Origin of the sequence: Xanthomonas sp. DAR 80977, from assembly GCF_041240605.1 — a bacterium.
Taxonomy (GTDB): domain Bacteria; phylum Pseudomonadota; class Gammaproteobacteria; order Xanthomonadales; family Xanthomonadaceae; genus Xanthomonas_A; species Xanthomonas_A bundabergensis.
In genome coordinates this window covers 3,245,353-3,265,027 of record NZ_CP162487.1, presented here as the reverse complement: position 1 = coordinate 3,265,027, position 19,675 = coordinate 3,245,353, and the positions used below count along the sequence as shown (strand labels likewise).

General features: G+C 70.4%; 18 protein-coding genes. 15 read left to right on the top strand and 3 right to left on the bottom strand.

The annotated features are described in order from the left end of the window. Window positions 1–173 precede the first annotated feature (173 nt). Window positions 174–1,262 (top strand): ABC transporter ATP-binding protein, encoded by a 1,089-nt coding sequence (locus AB3X10_RS13795; RefSeq protein ID WP_369975658.1) that lies wholly within the window; start codon window positions 174–176, stop codon window positions 1,260–1,262. A 100-nt stretch (window positions 1,263–1,362) separates the two neighbouring features. On the opposite strand, the gene AB3X10_RS13790 is transcribed toward AB3X10_RS13795, so the two are convergent. Next, window positions 1,363–2,235 (bottom strand): YgfZ/GcvT domain-containing protein, encoded by an 873-nt coding sequence (locus AB3X10_RS13790; protein WP_369975657.1) that lies wholly within the window; start codon window positions 2,233–2,235, stop codon window positions 1,363–1,365. A 38-nt stretch (window positions 2,236–2,273) separates the two neighbouring features. Between AB3X10_RS13790 and AB3X10_RS13785 the strand changes: the two genes are divergently transcribed. The 9 genes from AB3X10_RS13785 to lolD all read left to right on the top strand — a co-directional run bounded on the left by AB3X10_RS13785 (window position 2,274) and on the right by lolD (window position 8,796). Next, window positions 2,274–2,444: a DUF1674 domain-containing protein gene (locus AB3X10_RS13785; RefSeq protein WP_369975656.1), complete on the top strand. Its 171-nt coding sequence runs from the start codon at window positions 2,274–2,276 to the stop codon at window positions 2,442–2,444. A gap of 60 nt (window positions 2,445–2,504) precedes the next feature. Continuing rightward, window positions 2,505–2,897, top strand: a complete 393-nt coding sequence (gene sdhC, locus AB3X10_RS13780) for a succinate dehydrogenase, cytochrome b556 subunit (protein ID WP_369975655.1) — start codon at window positions 2,505–2,507, stop codon at window positions 2,895–2,897. Beyond that, window positions 2,894–3,280 (top strand): succinate dehydrogenase, hydrophobic membrane anchor protein, encoded by a 387-nt coding sequence (gene sdhD / locus AB3X10_RS13775; RefSeq protein ID WP_369975653.1) that lies wholly within the window; start codon window positions 2,894–2,896, stop codon window positions 3,278–3,280. Before sdhC ends, sdhD begins: the two co-directional genes overlap by 4 nt. A 29-nt stretch (window positions 3,281–3,309) precedes the next feature. Beyond that, window positions 3,310–5,100, top strand: a complete 1,791-nt coding sequence (sdhA, locus tag AB3X10_RS13770; protein WP_369975652.1) for a succinate dehydrogenase flavoprotein subunit — start codon at window positions 3,310–3,312, stop codon at window positions 5,098–5,100. 111 nt (window positions 5,101–5,211) lie between these two features. After that, window positions 5,212–5,994, top strand: coding sequence for a succinate dehydrogenase iron-sulfur subunit (locus AB3X10_RS13765; RefSeq protein ID WP_369975650.1), 783 nt, complete (start codon window positions 5,212–5,214; stop codon window positions 5,992–5,994). A gap of 131 nt (window positions 5,995–6,125) precedes the next feature. Beyond that, the gene (locus AB3X10_RS13760; protein ID WP_191824597.1) at window positions 6,126–6,374 is read left to right on the top strand and encodes a succinate dehydrogenase assembly factor 2; all 249 of its coding nucleotides are present in this window, start codon (window positions 6,126–6,128) and stop codon (window positions 6,372–6,374) included. Further along, window positions 6,325–6,780 carry a hypothetical protein gene (locus AB3X10_RS13755; protein ID WP_369975649.1) on the top strand — a complete coding sequence of 152 codons (456 nt, stop codon included), beginning with the start codon at window positions 6,325–6,327 and terminating at the stop codon, window positions 6,778–6,780. Before AB3X10_RS13760 ends, AB3X10_RS13755 begins: the two co-directional genes overlap by 50 nt. 23 nt (window positions 6,781–6,803) lie before the next feature. Next, window positions 6,804–8,048: a lipoprotein-releasing ABC transporter permease subunit gene (locus AB3X10_RS13750; protein ID WP_369975647.1), complete on the top strand. Its 1,245-nt coding sequence runs from the start codon at window positions 6,804–6,806 to the stop codon at window positions 8,046–8,048. 37 nt (window positions 8,049–8,085) lie between these two features. Further along, window positions 8,086–8,796 carry a lipoprotein-releasing ABC transporter ATP-binding protein LolD gene (lolD, locus tag AB3X10_RS13745; RefSeq protein ID WP_369975646.1) on the top strand — a complete coding sequence of 237 codons (711 nt, stop codon included), beginning with the start codon at window positions 8,086–8,088 and terminating at the stop codon, window positions 8,794–8,796. 559 nt (window positions 8,797–9,355) lie between these two features. Here the strand turns inward: lolD and AB3X10_RS13740 are convergent. Together AB3X10_RS13740 and AB3X10_RS13735 are read right to left on the bottom strand one after the other, a co-directional pair. Then, complete coding sequence (locus AB3X10_RS13740; protein ID WP_369975644.1) at window positions 9,356–10,420, bottom strand: SDR family oxidoreductase; 1,065 nt, start codon at window positions 10,418–10,420, stop codon at window positions 9,356–9,358. Between the two features lie 136 nt (window positions 10,421–10,556). Then, window positions 10,557–11,165, bottom strand: a complete 609-nt coding sequence (locus AB3X10_RS13735; protein WP_369975642.1) for a TetR/AcrR family transcriptional regulator — start codon at window positions 11,163–11,165, stop codon at window positions 10,557–10,559. A 214-nt stretch (window positions 11,166–11,379) separates the two neighbouring features. Between AB3X10_RS13735 and AB3X10_RS13730 the strand changes: the two genes are divergently transcribed. The 5 genes from AB3X10_RS13730 (at window position 11,380) to AB3X10_RS13710 (ending at window position 19,673) form a co-directional block, all read left to right on the top strand. Beyond that, a complete protein-coding gene (locus tag AB3X10_RS13730) occupies window positions 11,380–13,056 on the top strand; it encodes an FUSC family protein (protein ID WP_369975640.1) in 1,677 nt (558 codons plus the stop codon). Further along, on the top strand, window positions 13,046–14,518 hold the full coding sequence (locus AB3X10_RS13725) for an aldehyde dehydrogenase family protein (RefSeq protein WP_369975639.1): 1,473 nt from the start codon (window positions 13,046–13,048) through the stop codon (window positions 14,516–14,518). Before AB3X10_RS13730 ends, AB3X10_RS13725 begins: the two co-directional genes overlap by 11 nt. A 63-nt stretch (window positions 14,519–14,581) precedes the next feature. Then, window positions 14,582–16,048, top strand: a complete 1,467-nt coding sequence (locus AB3X10_RS13720) for a carotenoid oxygenase family protein (RefSeq protein ID WP_369975637.1) — start codon at window positions 14,582–14,584, stop codon at window positions 16,046–16,048. Window positions 16,049–16,666: 618 nt separating this feature from the next. Then, window positions 16,667–19,102 (top strand): DNA internalization-related competence protein ComEC/Rec2, encoded by a 2,436-nt coding sequence (locus AB3X10_RS13715; RefSeq protein ID WP_369981827.1) that lies wholly within the window; start codon window positions 16,667–16,669, stop codon window positions 19,100–19,102. Then, a complete protein-coding gene (locus AB3X10_RS13710) occupies window positions 18,996–19,673 on the top strand; it encodes a MotA/TolQ/ExbB proton channel family protein (protein WP_369981825.1) in 678 nt (225 codons plus the stop codon). The genes AB3X10_RS13715 and AB3X10_RS13710 overlap by 107 nt, the downstream gene beginning before the upstream one ends. The last annotated feature ends 2 nt before the right edge of the window (window positions 19,674–19,675 follow it).

The following is a 19,675-nucleotide window of genomic DNA, read 5'->3' as shown; positions in this document are numbered from 1 at the left end:
AGGCCCTCCCAGGCGTCGATGTTGCCCCATGAAAACGGTTACATGGCAGAATACCGCATTGCGCTCCCATTGTTGCCTGTGTCGCTGGCACGATGCGAACCGCATTCGTATGCACTGCCTTCGGGAGGGACCGGCGGCAGCCCGTCCCTCCTGCCGGAATCGGATAGCGCAACATGGCGAAAGTACAACTGGACAACATCCGCAAGGTCTACGACAACGGCCAGGTCGCCGTGCACGGGGCCAGCTTCGAAGTGGCCGACGGCGAACTGATGGTGCTGGTCGGGCCGTCGGGCTGCGGCAAGTCCACCCTGCTGCGGATGATCGCGGGGCTGGAGGAGATCAGCGGCGGCGAGTTGCGCATCGGCGAGCGCGTGGTCAACGACGTGGCGCCGAAGGACCGCGACATCGCGATGGTGTTCCAGAGCTACGCGCTGTATCCGCACATGACCGTGGCCGAGAACCTGGCGTTCGGGCTGAAGCTGCGCGGCGAGAGCAAGGAGGTCATCGCGCGCCGCGTCGCCGCCGCCGCCGAGACGCTGGGCCTGACCCCGATGCTGGACAAGCTGCCGCGGGCGATGTCCGGCGGCCAGCGCCAGCGCGTGGCGCTGGGCCGCGCGCTGGTGCGCGAGCCGGCGGTGTTCCTGCTCGACGAGCCGCTGTCCAACCTGGATGCCAAGCTGCGCCACTCGGTGCGCACCGAGATCGCGCAGCTGCACCGCAAGCTCGGCACCACGATGATCTACGTGACCCACGACCAGGTCGAGGCGATGACCCTGGGCCAGCGCATCGTGGTGCTCAAGGACGGGTTGATCCAGCAGATCGACACGCCGATGGCGCTGTACGACCGCCCGGCCAACCTGTTCGTGGCCGGCTTCCTTGGCAGCCCGGCGATGAACGTCCTGCAGGGGCAACTGGTCGAGAACGACGGCCTGCAGCTGCAGATGGCCGACGGCGGCCGCGTGCCGCTGCACGGCGCCCACGTCGCGCCGCAGTGGCTGGGCCGGCCGATCGCGATCGGCGTGCGCCCGGAGCACCTGCAGCCCAGCGAGGACGGGCAGGGCGGGTTCGAGGCGACGGTCGAGGTGATCGAGCCGGTCGGCAACGAGATCTTCGTCAACCTCAGCCACGGCAGCCAGCCGCTGGTGATGCGGGTGGCGCCGCGCGCGCTGCCGGGCCTGGGCGAACGCCTGCGCGTGGCGGTGCGCGGCGAGGCGCTGCATTTCTTCGATCCGGAGAGCGGCGAGCGCCTGTCGGCCGCCTGAGCCTTGCCGCGAACGGCGCTGGCCGTTCGCGCGATCGAACGCGGCGCCGCCCCGGCGCGGTGCCGGCAGGGGCGGGGCCGTTACGCGGCGCTGCCCGCGCTCAGCGCGCCAGGCCGGCCTGCAGCGGCTGCCATTGCGCGCGATGCGCACCGATGCTCAGATCGGTCGGCGGCACGTCCTCCAGCGGCAGCACCGCCAGCGCCAGCGTGCCGGCGACGCTGACCACGCTGCCCAGCGCCTGCCCGTCGCGCAGCACCTGCGCGCCGACCTCGGCCGCGCCGTCCACCGCCAGCAACTGCAGCGCGCGCTTGGCCTTGCCCAGGAAATGGGTGCGGGCGACGATCTCCTGGCCCGGGTAGCAGCCCTTCTTCACGCTGAACGCATGCAGCCGGTCCAGCGCCAGCTGCTGCGGGGTCCATTGTTCGCGCTGGCTGGCCTCGAGCCGGGCCAGGCCCAGGCGCAGGTCGGCCTGCCGCCAGGCGGCGGCGAGGGCCGGGTCCGCCGCGAGGTGCGTGGCCTGCGCGGCGGGCACAAGCAGCAGCGTGCGCGGCAGGCCGTCGCCGCCCATGTCCAGTTCGATCGCGCCATCGTCGCGCTCGGCCAGTGCCGCGCCTTGCGCCTGCGCGGGCGCGGCCAGGCGCGCGCAGGCGAGCAGGTCCTCGCGTGCGGCGATGCGCGCCTTGCGCCGGAACACGAACCGGTTCAGCGCCGTGGCCAGGTCCGCGGCGCCGCCGTCGGGCAGCAGCAACAGCAGCTCGTCGTCGGCGCGGCGCAGCAGCGCGAACAGCGCGAGCACGCGGCCTTTCGCGCTCAGCCAGGCGTTCCATTGCCAGTGGCCGTTGCGCAGCGCCTGCACGTCGTTGGCGAACTGCGCCTGGGCGAAAGCGACCGCATCCACGCCGCTCAAGCCCACGTATTGCAGGTCTGGCAGCGCGGAAAAACCGTCGGAAGTGAGATTCAGGTTGTCAGGCACGAGGGGGAGGACTAAAATTACGCTGTTGTGAGACCCGCATGATAGGCCAACCAACCCCCACACCCGAGCCCGATCCCGAAACGCAGCGACCCGCCGAGGAGAACACTCCGGAAGCGGCGCCTGCGCAGCGGGAAATCGGCGGTCGCGGCGGCCTCGAGCCGACGCGCTACGGCGACTGGGAGAAAAACGGACGCTGCATCGATTTTTGAGCAGCTTTGAGCCAACGCGGCCTTAAGCACGCCGCCCAGCCGAGACAACGAGCCCAGCGAATGGCTACGCGCGAACGTCCCCTGTCCCCTCATCTGCAGGTCTATCGCTGGCAGATCCAGATGGCCACCTCGATCCTGCATCGAGCCACCGGCATCATTTTGTCGGTCGGTGCCCTGGTCATCGCCGCCGCGCTGCTGGTGCTGATGCTCGGCCCGGCCTCCTGGAACTGCTTCCGCGACATGGCCGGCGCCTGGTACGGCCAACTGTTCCTGTTCGCCTGGAGCTGGGCCTTCGCCTACCACCTGTGCAATGGCCTGCGCCACATCGTGCAGGACTTCGGCCATGGCTTCAGCATTCCCGCCTTCGTGCGCAGCAGCTGGCTGTCGGTGATCGGCAGCCTGGTCATCGTCGCGCTGATCTGGGCCTACGTGCTGACCGGAGCCGCCGCATGAGCCGCTATCGCACCCCGTTGAAGAACGTGCGCGGCCTGGGTGCCGCCAAGTCCGGCACCGAGCACTTCGTGCTGCAGCGGCTCACCGCCACCGCGCTGGTCGGCCTGACCATCTGGTTCCTGGTGTTCGTGCTGAGCCTGCTCGGCGCCGACTACGTCAGCGCCACCGAGGCGGTGGCCAAGCCATGGAACGCGGTGCTGCTGGTCGGCTTCCTGGTCGCGATGTTCTGGCATGCGCAGATCGGCCTGCAGGTGATCCTCGAAGACTACGTGCACAACTCGTTGCTGGCCCTGGCGCTGCAGACCACGGTGAAGTTCGTCGCCGTGCTCGGTGCGATCGTCGGTGTATTCGCGGTCGCCCGCATCGCGCTGGGCAGCGCCTGATCGGCGCCCGGAACAGGAATTCAAATTAGATGTCCGCTTACAAGATCACCGAACACAAGTACGACATGGTCGTGGTCGGCGCCGGCGGCGCCGGCCTGCGCGCCACCTTCGGCCTGGCCGCCAAGGGCCTGCAGACGGTCTGCCTGACCAAGGTCTTCCCGACCCGTTCGCACACCGTGGCCGCGCAGGGCGGCATTTCCGCCGCGCTCGGCAACATGGGCGAGGACGACTGGCGCTACCACTTCTACGACACCATCAAGGGCTCGGACTGGCTGGGCGACCAGGACGCGATCGAGTACATGTGCCGCGAGGCGATCCCGGCGATCATCGAGCTGGAGCACTACGGCGTGCCGTTCAGCCGCACCGAGGACGGCAAGATCTACCAGCGTCCGTTCGGCGGCATGACCACCAAGTACGGCGAAGGCCCGTCCGCGCAGCGCACCTGCGCCGCCGCCGACCGTACCGGCCACGCCATGCTGCACACGCTGTACCAGCAGTCGCTGGCGCACAACGCGCGCTTCATGATCGAGTACTTCGCGCTCGACCTGATCTTCGACGAGGAAGGGGTGTGCCGCGGCGTGCTCGCGCTGGACATGGCCGAAGGCTCGCTGCACCTGTTCCGCGCCCACGGCGTGGTGCTGGCCACCGGCGGCTACGGCCGCGCCTACTTCAGCGCCACCTCCGCGCATACCTGCACCGGCGACGGCGGCGGCCTGGTGATGCGCGCCGGCCTGCCGATGCAGGACATGGAGTTCGTGCAGTTCCATCCCACCGGCATCTACGGCGCCGGCTGCCTGATCACCGAAGGCGTGCGCGGCGAAGGCGGCATCCTGCGCAACAGCAACGGCGAGCGCTTCATGGAGCGCTACGCGCCGCACTACAAGGACCTGGCCTCGCGCGACGTGGTGTCGCGTTCGATGACCATCGAGATCCGCGAAGGCCGCGGCGTCGGCGAGCACAAGGACCACATCCTGCTCGACCTGACCCACCTCGGCCCGGAAGTGATCAACGAGAAGCTGCCCGGCATCGCCGAGAGCGCGCACATCTTCGCCGGCGTGGACGTGGCCAAGCAGCCGATCCCGGTGATCCCGACCGTGCACTACAACATGGGCGGCATCCCCACCAACTACCACGGCGAAGTGGTGCGCAAGGACGGCGACAACCCCGATTCGGTGGTGCCCGGCCTGTACGCGATCGGCGAAGCGGCCTGCGTGTCGGTGCACGGCGCCAACCGCCTGGGCTCCAACTCGCTGCTGGACCTGGTGGTGTTCGGCCGCGCGGTCGCCAACCGCTGCGCCGAGACCATCAAGACCGGCGCGCCGCACAAGACCCTGGCCAGCGATTCCTGCGACAAGGCGCTGGGCCTGCTCGACAAGCTGCGCAATTCCAACGGCGGCACCCCGACCTCGGTGATCCGCGACAAGATGCAGCGCACCATGCAGTCCGACGCGGCGGTGTTCCGCACCAGCAAGACGCTGAAGGAAGGCGTGGACAAGATGGCCGAGATCTACGCCACCTTCGAGGACGTGAAGGTCTCCGACCGTTCGCTGGTGTGGAATTCGGACCTGATCGAGACCTACGAGCTGAACAACCTGCTGCTCAACGCGGTGGCGACGATCAACTCGGCCGAACAGCGCAAGGAAAGCCGCGGCGCGCATGCGCACGAGGATTTCCCGGACCGCGACGACGTCAACTGGCAGAAGCACACGCTGGTCACCGTCGACGACAAGGGCCAGTGCAGCTTCGACTACCGCCCGGTGCACATGTACACGCTCAGCAAGGACGTTGACGTGGTGCCGCCGAAACCGCGCGTCTACTGACCAAAGCCGGGAAACGGGAATAGGGAATGGGGAATCGAAAAAAGCGCCTGCGCTCTTCGCCCCTGCTTCCCATTCCCCAATCCCCAATCCCCATTCCCGGATTTTAAAGCCATGGCAGAGTTCACCCTCCCCAAGAATTCCAAGATCGGCAAGGGCAAGCACTTCCCCGCCAAGGGCGCGAAGAACGCACGCACCTTCAAGGTCTACCGTTGGAATCCGGACGACGACAGCAACCCGCGCACCGACACCTACGAGGTGGACCTGGACGCGTGCGGCCCGATGGTCCTGGACGCGCTGATCAAGATCAAGAACGAGATCGATCCGACCCTGACCTTCCGCCGCTCCTGCCGCGAAGGCATCTGCGGTTCGTGCGCGATGAACATCGACGGCACCAACACGCTGGCCTGCACCAAGGCGATCGCCGACTGCGGCAAGGCCGAAGTGCCGATCTATCCGCTGCCGCACATGAGCGTGATCAAGGACCTGGTGCCGGACCTGACCCACTTCTACGCGCAGTACGCGTCGATCAAGCCGTGGATCCGCACCCAGACCCCGCCGCCGCCGGACCGCGAGCGGTTGCAGTCGCCGGAAGACCGCAAGAAGCTCGACGGTCTGTACGAATGCATCCTGTGCGCGTGCTGCTCGACCAGCTGCCCGAGCTACTGGTGGAACGGCGAGCGCTACCTGGGCCCGGCGATCCTGCTGCAGGCCTACCGCTGGATCATCGATTCGCGCGACGAGGACACCGGTGCGCGCCTGGACGATCTGGAAGATCCGTTCAAGCTGTACCGCTGCCACACCATCATGAACTGCGCGCGGACCTGCCCGAAGGGGCTGAACCCGGCGCTGGCGATCGCCGAGATCAAGAAGCTGATGATGGCGCGCCGCGCCTGACCGGCTAGCGTTTCACTACGGACGGCAGGCCCGTCCGACCGCGCGGCACCGGCTCTCGGGTTTGGTGCCGCGCGCGTTTCCGGCGGTCGCCGCAGCAGGCGCCCGCCCACCAAGACAGAGGGTGCGATGCGATGGACGAAGCCACCGAACTGAAGAAGCTGCGCTGGCGCTGCCGGCGCGGCATGCGCGAGCTGGACCAGCTGTTCGGGCGCTACCTGGACCGGCGCTGGGCGCAGGCGTCCGAGGCCGAGCGCGGGGTTTTCCTATACCTGCTCGATTGCGAGGACGATAAGTTGTGGCGCTGGTTCATGGGCTACGAGGCCTGTCCCGATGCACGCGCCGCCGACCTCATCGCCACCATCCGCGCCATGCCGGCTTGAGTGGCGCCCCTCGCGCTGGCTGCTGGCGGCGCTGGCGCTGCTGAGCGTGCTGGCGCCGCTGTCGATCCTGGGCTCGGACATGCCGCGCCCCTGGGCCTGGCCGGCGGCGGCGCTGGCCGCGCTGTACGCGGCGCTGCTGCTGCGCCGCGAAGCCCGCCGCCCACCACGTACGCTGCTGATCCCGCCGCAGGCCAGTGCGGCGGCGAGCGTGGACGGGCAGCCGCTGGCGGCGCTGCAGGTGGACTGGCGCGGGCCGCTGGCCTTCGTGCGCTGGCGCGACGCGCATGGCGGGGTGGGGCGCCTGGCTTGGTGGCCGGATACGCTGCCGGCGCCGGCACGACGTGAACTGCGTCTGGCCGCTCAGGCCCGTGCCGCTTCGTCTGCGCCGCCGCAGATGGCACCATAGCGCTCCCTGGACGGTGGCTGCGCATGTTCAAACCCTTACCCGTGGCCATCGGCCTGCGCTATCTGCGCGCCAAGCGCCGCAACAACTTCATCTCCTTCATCTCGATGGCCTCGATCCTCGGCATCGCCCTGGGCGTGACCGTGCTGATCACCACGCTGGCGGTGATGAGCGGTTTCCAGAAGGAGATCCGCGACCGCCTGCTGCAGATGGCCGCGCATGCCACGGTCAGCGCGCAGGGCGCGCCGATGCAGGACTGGCAGCATGCGGTGGACGTGGCCACGCGCGATCCGCGCGTGGCCGGCGCCGCGCCGTACGTGGAGGAAGAAGCGCTGCTCACCGGGCAGCGCAACCAGCCGGCGATCGTGCGCGGCATCCTGCCCGGCGAGGAGGCCAAGGTCTCGGTGCTGGCGCAGAAGATGAAGCAGGGCTCGATCGACAGCCTCACGCCCGGCTCCTACAACATCCTGCTCGGCCAGGAACTGGCGCTGTGGCTGGGCGTGGGCGTCGGCGACAAGGTGGTGGTGATGCTCGGCGAACCGCAGGCCAGCCCGATGGGCATGGTGCCGCGCTACAAGCGCTTCACCGTCAGCGGCATCTTCGAGGCCGGCTACAACGAGATCGACCGCGGCCTGGCGGTGACCAGCATGCCGGACATGCAGCGCGTGCTGCGCATGGGCGACGGCGTCACCGGCGTGCGCCTGAAGCTGCACAACATGGACCTGGCCTGGGACGTGGCGCGCGACCTGGCGCTGAACCTGCACGGCCCGTACATGGTCAGCGACTGGACCCGCGAGAACGCCAACCTGTACCAGTCGCTGAAGATGGAGAAGACGGTGATGGGCATCCTGCTGTCGCTGATCATCGCGATGGGCGCGTTCAACCTGGTGTCCTCGCAGGTGATGCTGGTCACCGACAAGCAGGCCGACATCGCCATCCTGCGCACGCTGGGGCTGAGCCCGGGCGGGGTGATGCAGGTGTTCATGGTGCAGGGCACCCTGATCGGCGTGATCGGCACCGTGGCCGGGGTGATCGGCGGCATCGTGCTGACCCTGAACCTGGAGCGGATCCTGGCCGGCATCGAGGCCGTGTTCAACATCAAGCTGCTGCAGGAGGACGTGTACTACATCACCGGCCTGCCGACCGACATGCAGCCGCACGACGTGGTGGTGATCACCATCGTCGCGCTGCTGATGAGCTTCCTGGCCACGCTGTATCCGGCCTGGCGCGCGGCGCGCACGCAACCGGCGGAGGCGCTGCGTTATGAGTGAGGGCCGAGAGTCGGGATTGGGGATTGGGGATTCGGATATGCAAAAGCCACAGCGAGTGGAGGCGGCGATCCGGGCCGAAGGCCTGGGCAAGACCTACGCCGAGGGCAAGATGCGCACGCCGGTGTTCGACGGGCTGGACCTGGCGGTGGCGCCGGGCGAGACCGTGGCCATCGTCGGCGCGTCCGGCGCCGGCAAGAGCACCCTGCTGCACCTGCTCGGCGGCCTCGACGTGCCCACCGAAGGCGAGGTGTACGTGGCCGGGCAACGCATGTCGGCGCTGTCGGACGCGGCGCGCGGCCAGCTGCGCAACCGCTCGCTGGGCTTCGTCTACCAGTTCCATCACCTGCTGCCGGAATTCACCGCGCTGGAGAACGTGATGATGCCGGTGCTGCTTGGCGGCGCGGCGGTGAAGGACGCAGACGCGCGCGCGCGCGCGCTGCTGGAATCGGTGGGCCTGGGCCATCGCCTGGAGCACAAGCCCGGCGAACTGTCCGGCGGCGAGCGCCAGCGCGCGGCGGTGGCGCGCGCGCTGGTCAACCGCCCGGCCTGCGTGCTCGGCGACGAGCCGACCGGCAACCTCGACGACAAGACCGCGGCCAACGTGTTCGCGCTGATGCTGGAACTCAACCGCGCGCACGGCACCAGCCTGGCCCTGGTCACCCACGACCGCGGCCTGGCGCGCAAGCTCGACCGCGTGCTGGAACTGCACCAGGGCAAGCTGCGCGAACTGGCGCCTGCCGACGTGTAGCAGGGCGTGTGCCGGCTCGGAACGCGCGTCGGTATGGCCGCGACCGGTCGGTCACGATCGATGCATCCCGGGAGCATGGCGGTTCGGCTGTCTGTCGCGGCTGAAGCCGCTCCTACAGGGGCTTGCAGCCGACCGGCCGGGTGCACTGTGGGAGCGACTTCAGTCCCGACTGTTTCCGAAGCCGGATGGCTGGATGGCTCCGCTCGTCGCGACTGAAGTCGCTCCCACAGTAGCTGCGGCCTATGTGCCGGGTGCACCTGTAGGAGCGGCTTCAGCCGCGACGAGCGGAACCGGGAATGTACCGGTTTCGGCACTCGGTCAGCGCTGAAGGCCTGACCGCAGCGCACTCAACGCGTCGGCCGCGAGTTCCTTGTGGGAGCGCTTGAGCTGCAACGAGCGCAGTCCGGCACCACGCCGGTTTCGGCGATCGGTCGCGGCTGAAGCCCCCTCCTGCAGTGCTTCCACCAAACTCGCGGCAGGTTTCCGTGCAGGAGCGGCCCTCCCGCACCGTCGATCTCGCGCCGCAGCGATGGCGCCCGCCGAGCCGAGACCGCGTTCCTCAGGGAATCACCCGCTGCGCGCGCAGCCTGGCGAACAGCTCCAGGAACGAGGCACGGCTGTCGTAGTAGCCGAGGAAGCCCAGGTCGCGGCTCTTGGTCATGTCGTTGACGCACTCGATCTCGCGGCCGAGGTCGGCGTCGGTATGCCACCACGACGCCAGCTGGTCCACGTCCGCCTGCACCAGCCCATGGCGCTCGGCGATCTCGCGCCACAGCGCCGGCGCGGTGTCCTGCAGGCGCGGCTGCAGCGGCATCGGCGTCTGCGGGTACGGTGCCGGCTCCAGGCCGAAGAACGCGGCGATCTCGCCCCACATCCAGCGCCAGCGGAACACGTCGCCGTTGACCGTGTTGAACGCCTGGTCGCGCGCGGCCGGGCTGGTCGCGGCCCAGGCCAACTGGCGGCCGAGCAGGCCGGCGTCGGTAAGGTCGGTGAGGCTGTCCCACTGCGCGCGCGAACCGGGGAACACGAACGGCTGCCCGCTGTGCTTGCACAGCGTCGCGTACACCGCCAGGGTCACGCCCATGTTCATCGCGTTGCTGCCGTTGGCCTGGCCGATCATGGTGTGCGAGCGGTGCACGCTCCAGCCGAAGCCATGGCGCGCGGCGGCGTCGAACAGCAGGTCTTCCAGCGTGTAGTAGAAATTCTCGCCAGGCTGGCGCGGCTCGCTCTCGCGGAACGGCGTCTCCGCCTTGCCGCTGCCGTAGTGCTCGAACGAGCCCAGGTAGTGCTTGGTGCCGGTGACCAGCGCCATGTGCTGCAGCGCCGTGCTGTCCAGGCCCTCGCACAGGTGGCGCAGCATCGCGCCGTTGGCGGCGACGTTTTCCTTCTCGGTGTCGCGCCGGGTCCAGGTGCAGAAGAACACGTGGGTGATCGGCAGGCCGCGCAACGCGGCCACGGTCGCGTCGCGGTCGAGCAGGTCGGCCGCGACCGCAATCACGCCTTCCTGCGCGAGCGGACGGCGCGCCAGGCCATACACGGTCCAGCCTTCGGCAACGAGAACCCTGGCCAGGTTGTAGCCGGAGATGCCGGTGACCCCGACCACCAGTGCGGTGCCCTTGTGCATGCGCGGATTTCCTTGCGACGTAAACCGTGCACGCTAGCCGCAGGCCGATGAACATGCAGCGAAGCTCCCGGATGGCATGTCGCGTCCGCGAAGAGCGAAGTGCGTTCGCGCTGCGCCGATGCGGCGCAGGGGCAGGTCACGCCGGCGCGGGCAGATACGCAGGCAGGAACGCGTCGATGGCGCTCAGCACCGCGGCCTGTTTGCTCGCGGCGTCGGGCGCCGGGTCCAGCCCCCACAGCTGCCGCTCCAGCATTCCCGCCTCGCACAGCGACTTGAAGTAGAGGCCGGTCTGGCGCAGCGCGGCGCGGCGCAGCAGCCCGCGCTCCATCAGGCTTTCCAGCACGGCGCAGAGCGAGAGCAGGGTCCGCTTGGGGCCGTGCTCGTAGAAGATGCGGCTCAACTGCGGCTGACGTCCGGCCTCGCCGATGATCAGCCGATTGAGCGCGATCACATCCGGCCGCATGACCAGATCCAGGTAGGCCGTGCCCAGGTGCAGCAGGCTCTGGCGCAGATCGCTGTCCTGCCCGGACGCCTCCAGGGCGGCGAGGCCGCCGCGGCCGGCTTCCACCACGAAGGCCTCGAACAAGGCGTCCTTGCTCGCGAAGTACCCATACAGGGTGACCTTGGAGGCGCCGGCCTCCGCCGCGATCGCTTCCATGGTCACCGCGCCGAAGCCGCGTTCGATGAACAGCTTGCCGGCGGCGTTGGCGAAGCTCAGGCGGCGGGCCTCGGTTTTCTTGCGCATCGTGCAGCGGGTCTCGTCGGTATCCGGAAGGGAGGCGGTCGGCGCGTTCGGCGGACGGGGCGCATCCCCGACAAGATAGCCGATAACTGAACGACATCGTAAAGAAATGTTGACGCGGCCCGCGATCGGCCTTTAACTGAACGTATTAGTTCAGTTATCGCACAGGCCCGTGACCGCCCCGATCCTTTCTTCGCCACGCATGCCTGCTCTAGGCATGGACGGCTCCATCGCCTGGGCGTTGCGCATGACGGTGGCGGCGCTGCTGGCGCTCGCGCTCGCCGCAAGCCTGGACATCCGCCATCCGTGGTGGGCGGCGATGACGGTCTGGCTGGTCGCCCAGCCCACCCGCGGCCTGCTGCTGGAACGCGGCGTGGCCCGGCTCGCCGGCACCGCGCTCGGCGCCATTGCCGGCGCCTGGATCCTGCATGCGTTCGCTGCCGACCCCGTGTCGCTGCTGGTGGCGATCGCGCTGTGGCTGGCGCTGTGCGCGGGCGTCGGCAGCCTGTTCCGCCATTTCCGCAACTACGGCCTGGTCCTGGCCGGCTATACCGCGGCGATCGTGGCGCTGTTCGGCTTCGACGATGGCGCGTTCGACGCGGGGCTGGCGCTGGACCGCGTGGCCTGCACGGTGCTCGGCATCGCCTGCGTCGGCCTGGCGTCGCTGCCCGGCATGACGGTGGCGCGCGGCGCGCGCGCGGCAACGCGCCTGGATGCGGTCGTGCGGCGGTGCCTGTGCAGGGTGGAGACGCATCTGCGCGGCGCCGAAGCGGCGCCGGCCGGCCCGGCGATCGCCGCGATCCAGGCGCTGGATCGGGCCGTGGACAGCGACGTGGCCGGCTCCCTCGGCGGGCGCGGCGTCGCGTTGCGGGCGCGGCGCGTCGCCGGGTTGTTGCTGGAACTGATCGCATTGACGCTGCGTCCGGCTGCGTCCGCTTGCATCCTGCCGGCCATGCCGAAGCATGCCGACGCTCGGCTGGCGATGCTGGCCGGGCACGCGCTGGCGGCCGGGCAGCCGGCGCTGGCGCAGGTGCTCCACGAGCTGCGACAGGCGCTGCGTGCGCCCGCTACTGCGTTCCTTGGCGAGTTTTTACAGGATGTCGATCTTGCCGCGATGCTGCGCGCGTCTTTGCGTCCGGTGCTCGCGCTGGCCATCGCCGCCGCGCTGTGGTGGGGCACGGGCTGGCAGACCGGCGCGATGATGGCGATGACCGCGGCGCTGTTCGCCTCGCTTTTCTCCAGCAACGACCAGGGCAACCAGGCGCTGCTCCAGGTGCTGGTCGGCTCGCTGCTGGGTGCGGTCGCCGGCGTCGGTGCGCGCCTGCTGGTACTGCCGCAGGCCGGCGGCGTGTTGCCGGTCCTGTTGTGCATCGCGCCGTTCCTGCTGCTGGGCGCCTGGCTGATGCGGCGGCCGGCCACGGCCAAGATGGCGATCGACCTGACCCTGACCTTCCTGCTCACCGCCCAGCCCGGCGCGCCGCCGGTGCCTGCCGCGGTGGCGCTGCAGCAGGCGGCGGCGATCGTCGCCGGAGTGCTGGTGGCGGTGGCGACGTTCTGGCTGATCCTGCCGGCAACGCCCGCGGCGCGCTGGCGCCGGCTGCGCCGGCGCATCGCGCGCCTCGGCCTGCGCCTGCAGCGGGCGCCCGATGGCGCGGCGGCGGCCCGCGCGCATCGCCGCCTGCGCGCCGCACGGGTGCAACTGCTGCTGGCCTGCTCCGGCCCGTGCGCAGCGCAGGCCGAAGCGCTGCATGGCCTTGCGCGGTCGCGTCGGGCCCTGAGCGGCCGCACGCGCGCCGAACCCGCCAGACCGCTTCCCACGACCGGCAACGACGCGGCGGCATCGCATGCCGAACGCGTGCCGACTTCCACCAAGGACAAGCTCCATGCGCCATAGCCCATACCCGAACGACTTCACCGGGCAATACATCGCCGGCCAGTGGCGCCCCGGCAGCGCCGGCACCGTGCTGCAGGACCGCAACCCCTACGACCAGTCGCTGCTGACCGAGATCGCCAATGCGTCCCGCGCCGACCTCGACGCGGCCTACCGTTCCGCCGAGGCGGTGCAGCGCGACTGGGCGCGCGCCTTGCCCGGCGAGCGCGCCGCGGTGTTCCTGCGCGCCGCCGAGATCATCGAGCGGCGCCGTGCCGAGATCGTCGACTGGCTCATCGCCGAATCCGGCAGCACGCGGCTGAAGGCGGAAATGGAGTGGGGTGCGCTGCGCGCCGACGCGCTGGCCGCGGCGACCATGCCCAGCCGCGTGGCCGGGCGCATCCTGCCGGTGGACATCGCCGGCAAGGAGAGCCGCGTGTACCGCAGCCCGCTCGGCGTGGTCGGCGTGATCAGCCCGTGGAACTGGCCGCTGCACCTGTCCAGCCGCTCGGTCGCCCCAGCGCTGGCGCTGGGCAACGGGGTGGTGCTGAAGCCGGCCGAGGACACGCCGGTGACCGGCGGCCTGTTGCTGGCGCGCATCTACGAAGAAGCGGGGCTGCCGCCGGGCCTGTTCAACGTCGTCGTCGGCCAGGTCGGCGAGATCGGCGATGCCTTCACCCTGCATCCCATTCCCAGGTTCATCTCCTTCACCGGTTCCACCCGGGTCGGCCGGCGCATCGGCGAACTGGCCGTGAGCGGGCCGCGGCTCAAGCGCGTCGGCCTGGAGCTGGGCGGCAATGCGCCGTGCGTGGTGCTGGACGATGCCGACCTGGAGCGGGCGGTGACCGGGGCGATCGTCGGCCGCTTCCTGCACCAGGGGCAGATCTGCATGAGCAGCAACCGCATCATCGTGCAGGCGCCGCTGTACGACCGGTTCGTGGAGGCCTTCGTCGAACGCGCGCGCGGTCTGAAGGTGGGCGATCCCAACCTGGCCGACACCGTGATCGGCCCGCTGATCAACGCCCGCCAGCTGCAGGCCGCGACCGAGCGCCTGGCCGCCGCGCAGGCCGCGGGCCAGCGCCAGGTGCTGGGCGGCGCGCCGATCGGCCAGGTGCTGCCGCCGCAGGTGTTCGTCGACGTCGCCAACGATTCGGCGCTGGCGCAGACCGAGCAGTTCTGCCCGATCGCGCCGCTGATCCGCGCCGCCGACGAGGAGGACGCGCTGCGCATGGCCAACGCCACCGAATTCGGCCTGTCCAGCGCGGTGTTCACCGGCGATGAAGCGCGCGGCCTGCGCTTTGCGCTGCGGATCGAGGCCGGCATGACCCACATCAACGACATCAGCCCGAACGACGACCCCTCGGCCATGTTCGGCGGCGAGAAGAACAGCGGCATCGGCCGCTTCAACAGCGACTGGATCATCGAAGAGTTCACCACCGACCACTGGATCAGCGTGCAGCACGAAGCGTACGCCGCGCCGTTCTGACCCCTGCGCCGGCACTCCCGCCGGCGCACCTCGCCAGGCCTTACCGAGCAAAGGACAAAACCCATGAGCATGCTGTTTCCGGAAATCCCCGAATTCACCGGGCTGTACGCGCCGAGCCGCGTCGAAGCCGATGTGCTCGACCTGGAGATCGACGGCGAGGTGCCGGCCGCGATCGACGGCGTCTTCTTCCAGGTCTCGCCCGATTCCCAGTACCCGCCGATGCTGGGCAAGGACATCTTCTTCAACGGCGACGGCCTGGTCAGCGCGTTCCGCTTCGAGCGTGGCCGGGTCAGCCTGCGTCGCCGCTACGTGCACACCGAGCGCCTGCTGGCGCAGCGCCGCGAGGGGCGCTCGCTCAACGGCGTCTATCGCAACGTGCACACCAACGATGCGCTGGCCGCCGCCGACAACACCACCGCCAATACCACCGTGCTGTTCCATGGCGGCGTGCTGCTGGCGATGAAGGAGGACGCGCTGCCCTATGCGCTGGATCCGCACACGCTGCAGACCCGCGGGGTGTGGGACTTCGGCGGGCAGATCCGCTCGGCCACGTTCACCGCGCATCCCAAGCTCGATCCGGACAACGGCGACCTGCTGTGCTTCGCCTACGAAGCCAAGGGCGACGGCACGCCGGACATCGCCTATTTCGAGCTCGATGCCGCGGGCAAGCTCAAGCGGGAAGTGTGGTTCAAGGCGCCGTACGCGGCGATGATCCACGACTTCGCAGTCACCGAGCACCACGTGGTGTTCCCGATCATCCCGTTGACCGTGGACGTGGAGCGGATGCGCCAGGGCGGCCAGCATTTCCAATGGCAGCCCGATCTGCCGCAGCTGTTCGGCGTGCTGCCGCGCGGCGGCGGCGCCGAGGACGTGCGCTGGTTCACCGGGCCGAGGGACGGCTTCCAGGGCCACACCCTCAATGCCTACGAGCAGGGAAACCGGCTGTACCTGGACATGCCGGTGACCTCGGGCAACGTCTTCTACTTCTTCCCGCAGGCCGACGGCTCGGTGCCGTCGCCGGAAACGCTGCGCTCGCAGCTGATGCGCTGGACCTTCGACCTCGATGCCGCAGGCGGCGCGATCGAGCCGGTGGCGCTGACCGAGTTTCCGTGCGAGTTCCCGCGCTGCGACGGGCGCTACAGCGGCAAGCCGTACCGGCATGGCTTCGTGCTGGCCTTCGATCCGGCCCTGCCGTTCGACGCCACGCTCGGCGCGCCGCCGTTCCAGTTCTTCAACCAGCTGGCGCATGTGGATGTCGTGGCCGGCACCAGCGAGGCCTGGTTCCCGGGCGATGCGCAGTGCTTCCAGGAGCCGGTCTTCGTGCCGCGCACGCAGGACGCGCCCGAAGGCGACGGCTACGTGATCGCGTTGCTGAACCACCTGCACGGCGGGAATACGGAACTGGTGGTGCTCGATGCGCTGCGCATGGCCGCTGGCCCGGTGGCGCGGATCAAGCTGCCGTTGCGGATGCGCATGTCGCTGCATGGGAACTGGACGCCGGCCAAGGCGTTGGCGACAGCGCAGGCGTGATCGCTGCGCTGGTCTGAGCGCAGCGCGGCCGCGCGTGCTGCGTTGCCGATCGTGTCGGGTTTGGGACGTGCCTGCATGCGTCGCCTGCCAGGTCGGCCGCGTTTGCGTGCGGCTGGCGATGGGGCGTGTGGTGAGTGGCGTCAACGACGCTTGCATGCTTGCACGCCTGCGCGATTGCGCCGCGACGGTCCTCGTGCGGCCACTTCGTCGCCACCCTGGGCGTTCCGGCCTGCCTCACTGCGGCAGTGGTGTGCGTCGCTTTGTCCGCAGCGTCGTGGCCGCGCAGGGGATGCTGGCCAGCTGCCGATGGACGCAGCAGCCGCGGCGAATTCCTACCCGCTGCCCGGGGCTTGGCCGATAGCGGCCGTTCGATCGGTGCGCGAGGCTGGCGCTGCGGTTTTCGTCGCGCTGGTTGCAGCCAGGCGCGCATCCGGCCGCCGCGTGTCCATCTGCGTCTTGTCCCCGCCAAGGAGTGGCGATCGTATGCAGCAGTGTCCCGCCTCTGCGAGTGGCCATGAGCGTGTGGTGCCGGCGTCCGCGCCGACGTCGGCGCCATGGCACGGCATTGCGGTGGCACCGTTCGGCATCGCCGTGGCCGCCAGCCTCGCCGCCGGCGTGATGGCGACGCTGTGGCTGCCGCGGCTGGCGCCCTGGCCGCTGTCGCTGGCGTTGCTGCTCGGCGGCAGCGCGCTATACCTTGGCATGCCGCGCTGGCGCTGGTTGGGCGCCTTCGCCGTGGGCTGCGGGTGGCTGGGGCTGGTCGCCGGCATGGTGCTGGCGCGGCAATTGCCCGCCGACTGGGAAAAGCGCGTGGCGACGCTGAGCGGGCAGGTGGTGGAGCTTCCGCAGGCCGAGCCACGCCGCACCCGCTTCCTGTTCCGGGTGGACGCCGATGCCGCGCAGCCGGCGCCGTTGCGCGGGCGCCTGCTGCAACTGGCCTGGTACGACGATTTCGGCGCGCATGCGCCAGGCCCGCGCACGGCGCTGCATGCCGGCGCGCGCTGGCGCCTGAGCGTGCGCCTGCGCGCGCCGCGCGGGCTCAGCAATCCTGGCGGCTTCGACGCCGAGGCGTATGCGCTGGCGCAGCGGATCAGCGCCAGCGGCTACGTGACCGCGCCAGGCGGGGCCGCCGAACTGGCGCCGGGGCGCGGCGTCGATACCTGGCGCGAGCGCCTGTCGGCGCGCATCGCGGCGGCGGTGCCGAACGCGTCGGCGCGCTACGTGCAGGCGCTGGCGCTCGGCGACACGCGCACGCTCGACGATCGCGACTGGCGCATCCTGCGCGCCGCCGGTCTGACCCACCTGATCGCCATCTCCGGTTTCCATGTCGGCCTGGTCGCCGGCGCGTTCGCCTTGCTCGGCGGCGGCCTGTGGCGGCTGTGGCCGCGGCTGGGACGGCATTGGCCGCGGCGCCAGGCCGCCGCGCTGCTGGCGGTGCTCGGCGCAGGCGGCTATACCGTGCTGTCGGGCATGGCGCTGCCGACCGTGCGCACCGCGCTGATGATCGCGGTGGTCGTGGCCGCGCGGCTGTGGCGGCGCCCGGTGCGGGTGGTCGATGCGCTGGCGCTGGCGGCGATCGTCATGCTCGCCTTCGATCCACTGGCGGTGCTGTCGGCCGGCTTCTGGCTGAGCTTCCTCGGCGTGGCCTGGCTGGCCTGGTGCATGCCGGCCGCCGGCAGCGGCTGGCGCGGCAAGCTGCGCGAATTCCTGTCGGCGCAGGGCGTGGCCACGCTGGGCCTGTTGCCGCTGAGCACGATGTTGTTCGGCCAGGCCTCGGCCGCCGGCCCGTTCGCCAACCTGTTGGCGATCCCGTGGTGGAGCCTGGTGGTGGTGCCGCTGGCGCTGCTCGGCAGCGCGCTGGATGCGGTCCACGCGGGCGCCGGGATCTGGGCATGGCGGGCCGCGGCGGCGTGCTTCGACCTGACCTGGCCGCTGTTCGCCGCGCTGGGCGAGAGCCGCTTCGCGCTGTGGTGGTTGCCGGAGGCGCGCGACTGGGCGCTGCCGCTGGCGTTGCTCGGTGCGTTCTGGCTGCTGCTGCCGCGCGCAGTGCCGGGCAAGCCGCTGGCGGCGCTGCTGTGGCTGCCGCTGTTCTGGCCGCCGCTGGAGCGGCCGGCGCCGGGCGAGGTGGAACTGGTGATGATCGACGTCGGCCAGGGACTGTCGGTGCTGGTGCGCACCGCGCGCCACCAGCTGTTGTACGACGCCGGCCCGGCGATCGAGGACGGCTACGACGCCGGCGAGCGTGCGGTGGTGCCGGCGCTGCACGCGCTCGGCGTGGCGCGGCTGGACCGGACCGTGATCAGCCATGGCGACAACGACCATGCCGGCGGCTTCGAGGCGGTGCGCGCGGCGCTGCCGGTCGGCCTGGCCGCGGCGCCGGCCGGCGCCCCGGTGCGGGTGGACCGGCCGTGCCTGGCCGGCACCGCCTGGGAGTGGGACGGGGTGCGCTTCCGCTTCCTGCATCCCACGCCCGGGTTTCCCTACCTGGACAACGAGTCGAGCTGCGTGCTGCGGGTGGAAAGCGCGCATGGCGCGATGCTGCTGACCGGCGACATCGGCGAGGTGGTCGAGAGCCGCCTGCTGCGCCAGGCGCCGCAGGACCTGCGCGCCGAGGTGGTGCTGGCGCCGCATCACGGCAGCGCGCATTCCTCGCAGGCGGCCTTCGTCGCCGCCACCGGCGCGCGGCTGGTCCTGATCTCGGCCGGCGAGGGCAACCGCTTCGGCCATCCGCGGCCGGCGGTGGTCGCGCGCTGGCAGGCGTCCGGCGCCGAGGTCGCGACCACCCCGCAAGGCGGCGCGCTGCGCGTGTGGCTGGGCCGCGCCGGCCTGCAGCTGCGCGAACGGCGGCCGTGGCGGGCGCGGCTGTGGGATGCCGCGGAGCGGGTGCGGGCGGCTGCTATCCTATCGGCCAGTGAACGAACGGCCGAACGTGCCGGAGGGTTGCGACGTGTGGGAACTGGTCAAGGCCGGTGGCTGGCCGATGGTGCCATTGCTGCTGTTGGGCGTGGTCGCGCTGGCGATCGTCCTGGAGCGGTTCTGGAGCCTGCGCCGTAACGAAGTGCTGCCGCCGGGGCTGGGCCAGGAAGTGCGCAACTGGGCCACGCGCGGCAAGCTCGACCCGACCCACATCGAGTCGCTGCGGCGCAATTCGCCGCTGGGCGAGCTGCTCGCCGCCGGGCTGGACGTGCGCAACCGGCCGCGTGAGATCGTCCGCGAACGCATCGAGGACACCGGCCGCCACGTCGTGCATCGCATGGAGCGGTTCCTGAACGCGTTGGGCACGGTGGCCTCGGCCGGGCCGCTGCTCGGCCTGCTCGGCACCGTGGTCGGCATGATCCAGATGTTCCTGGGCATCCTCGACCACGGCGTCGGCGACGTGAACCAGCTCGCCGGCGGTATCGGCAAGGCGCTGGTGTGCACCGCCACCGGCATGATCATCGCGGTGCCGGCGCTGGTGTTCCACCGCTACTTCAAGGGCCGCATCGCCGGCTACATCATCGAGATGGAGCGCGAAGCCACCGCCCTGAGCGACGTCCTCGACGGCCATGGCCGCGCCGGCGCGCCGACCCCGGCCGCGCCACGCCCGGCCTCGCGCAGCGGTTCCGCTGCGCCGGCCAAGGGTTGACC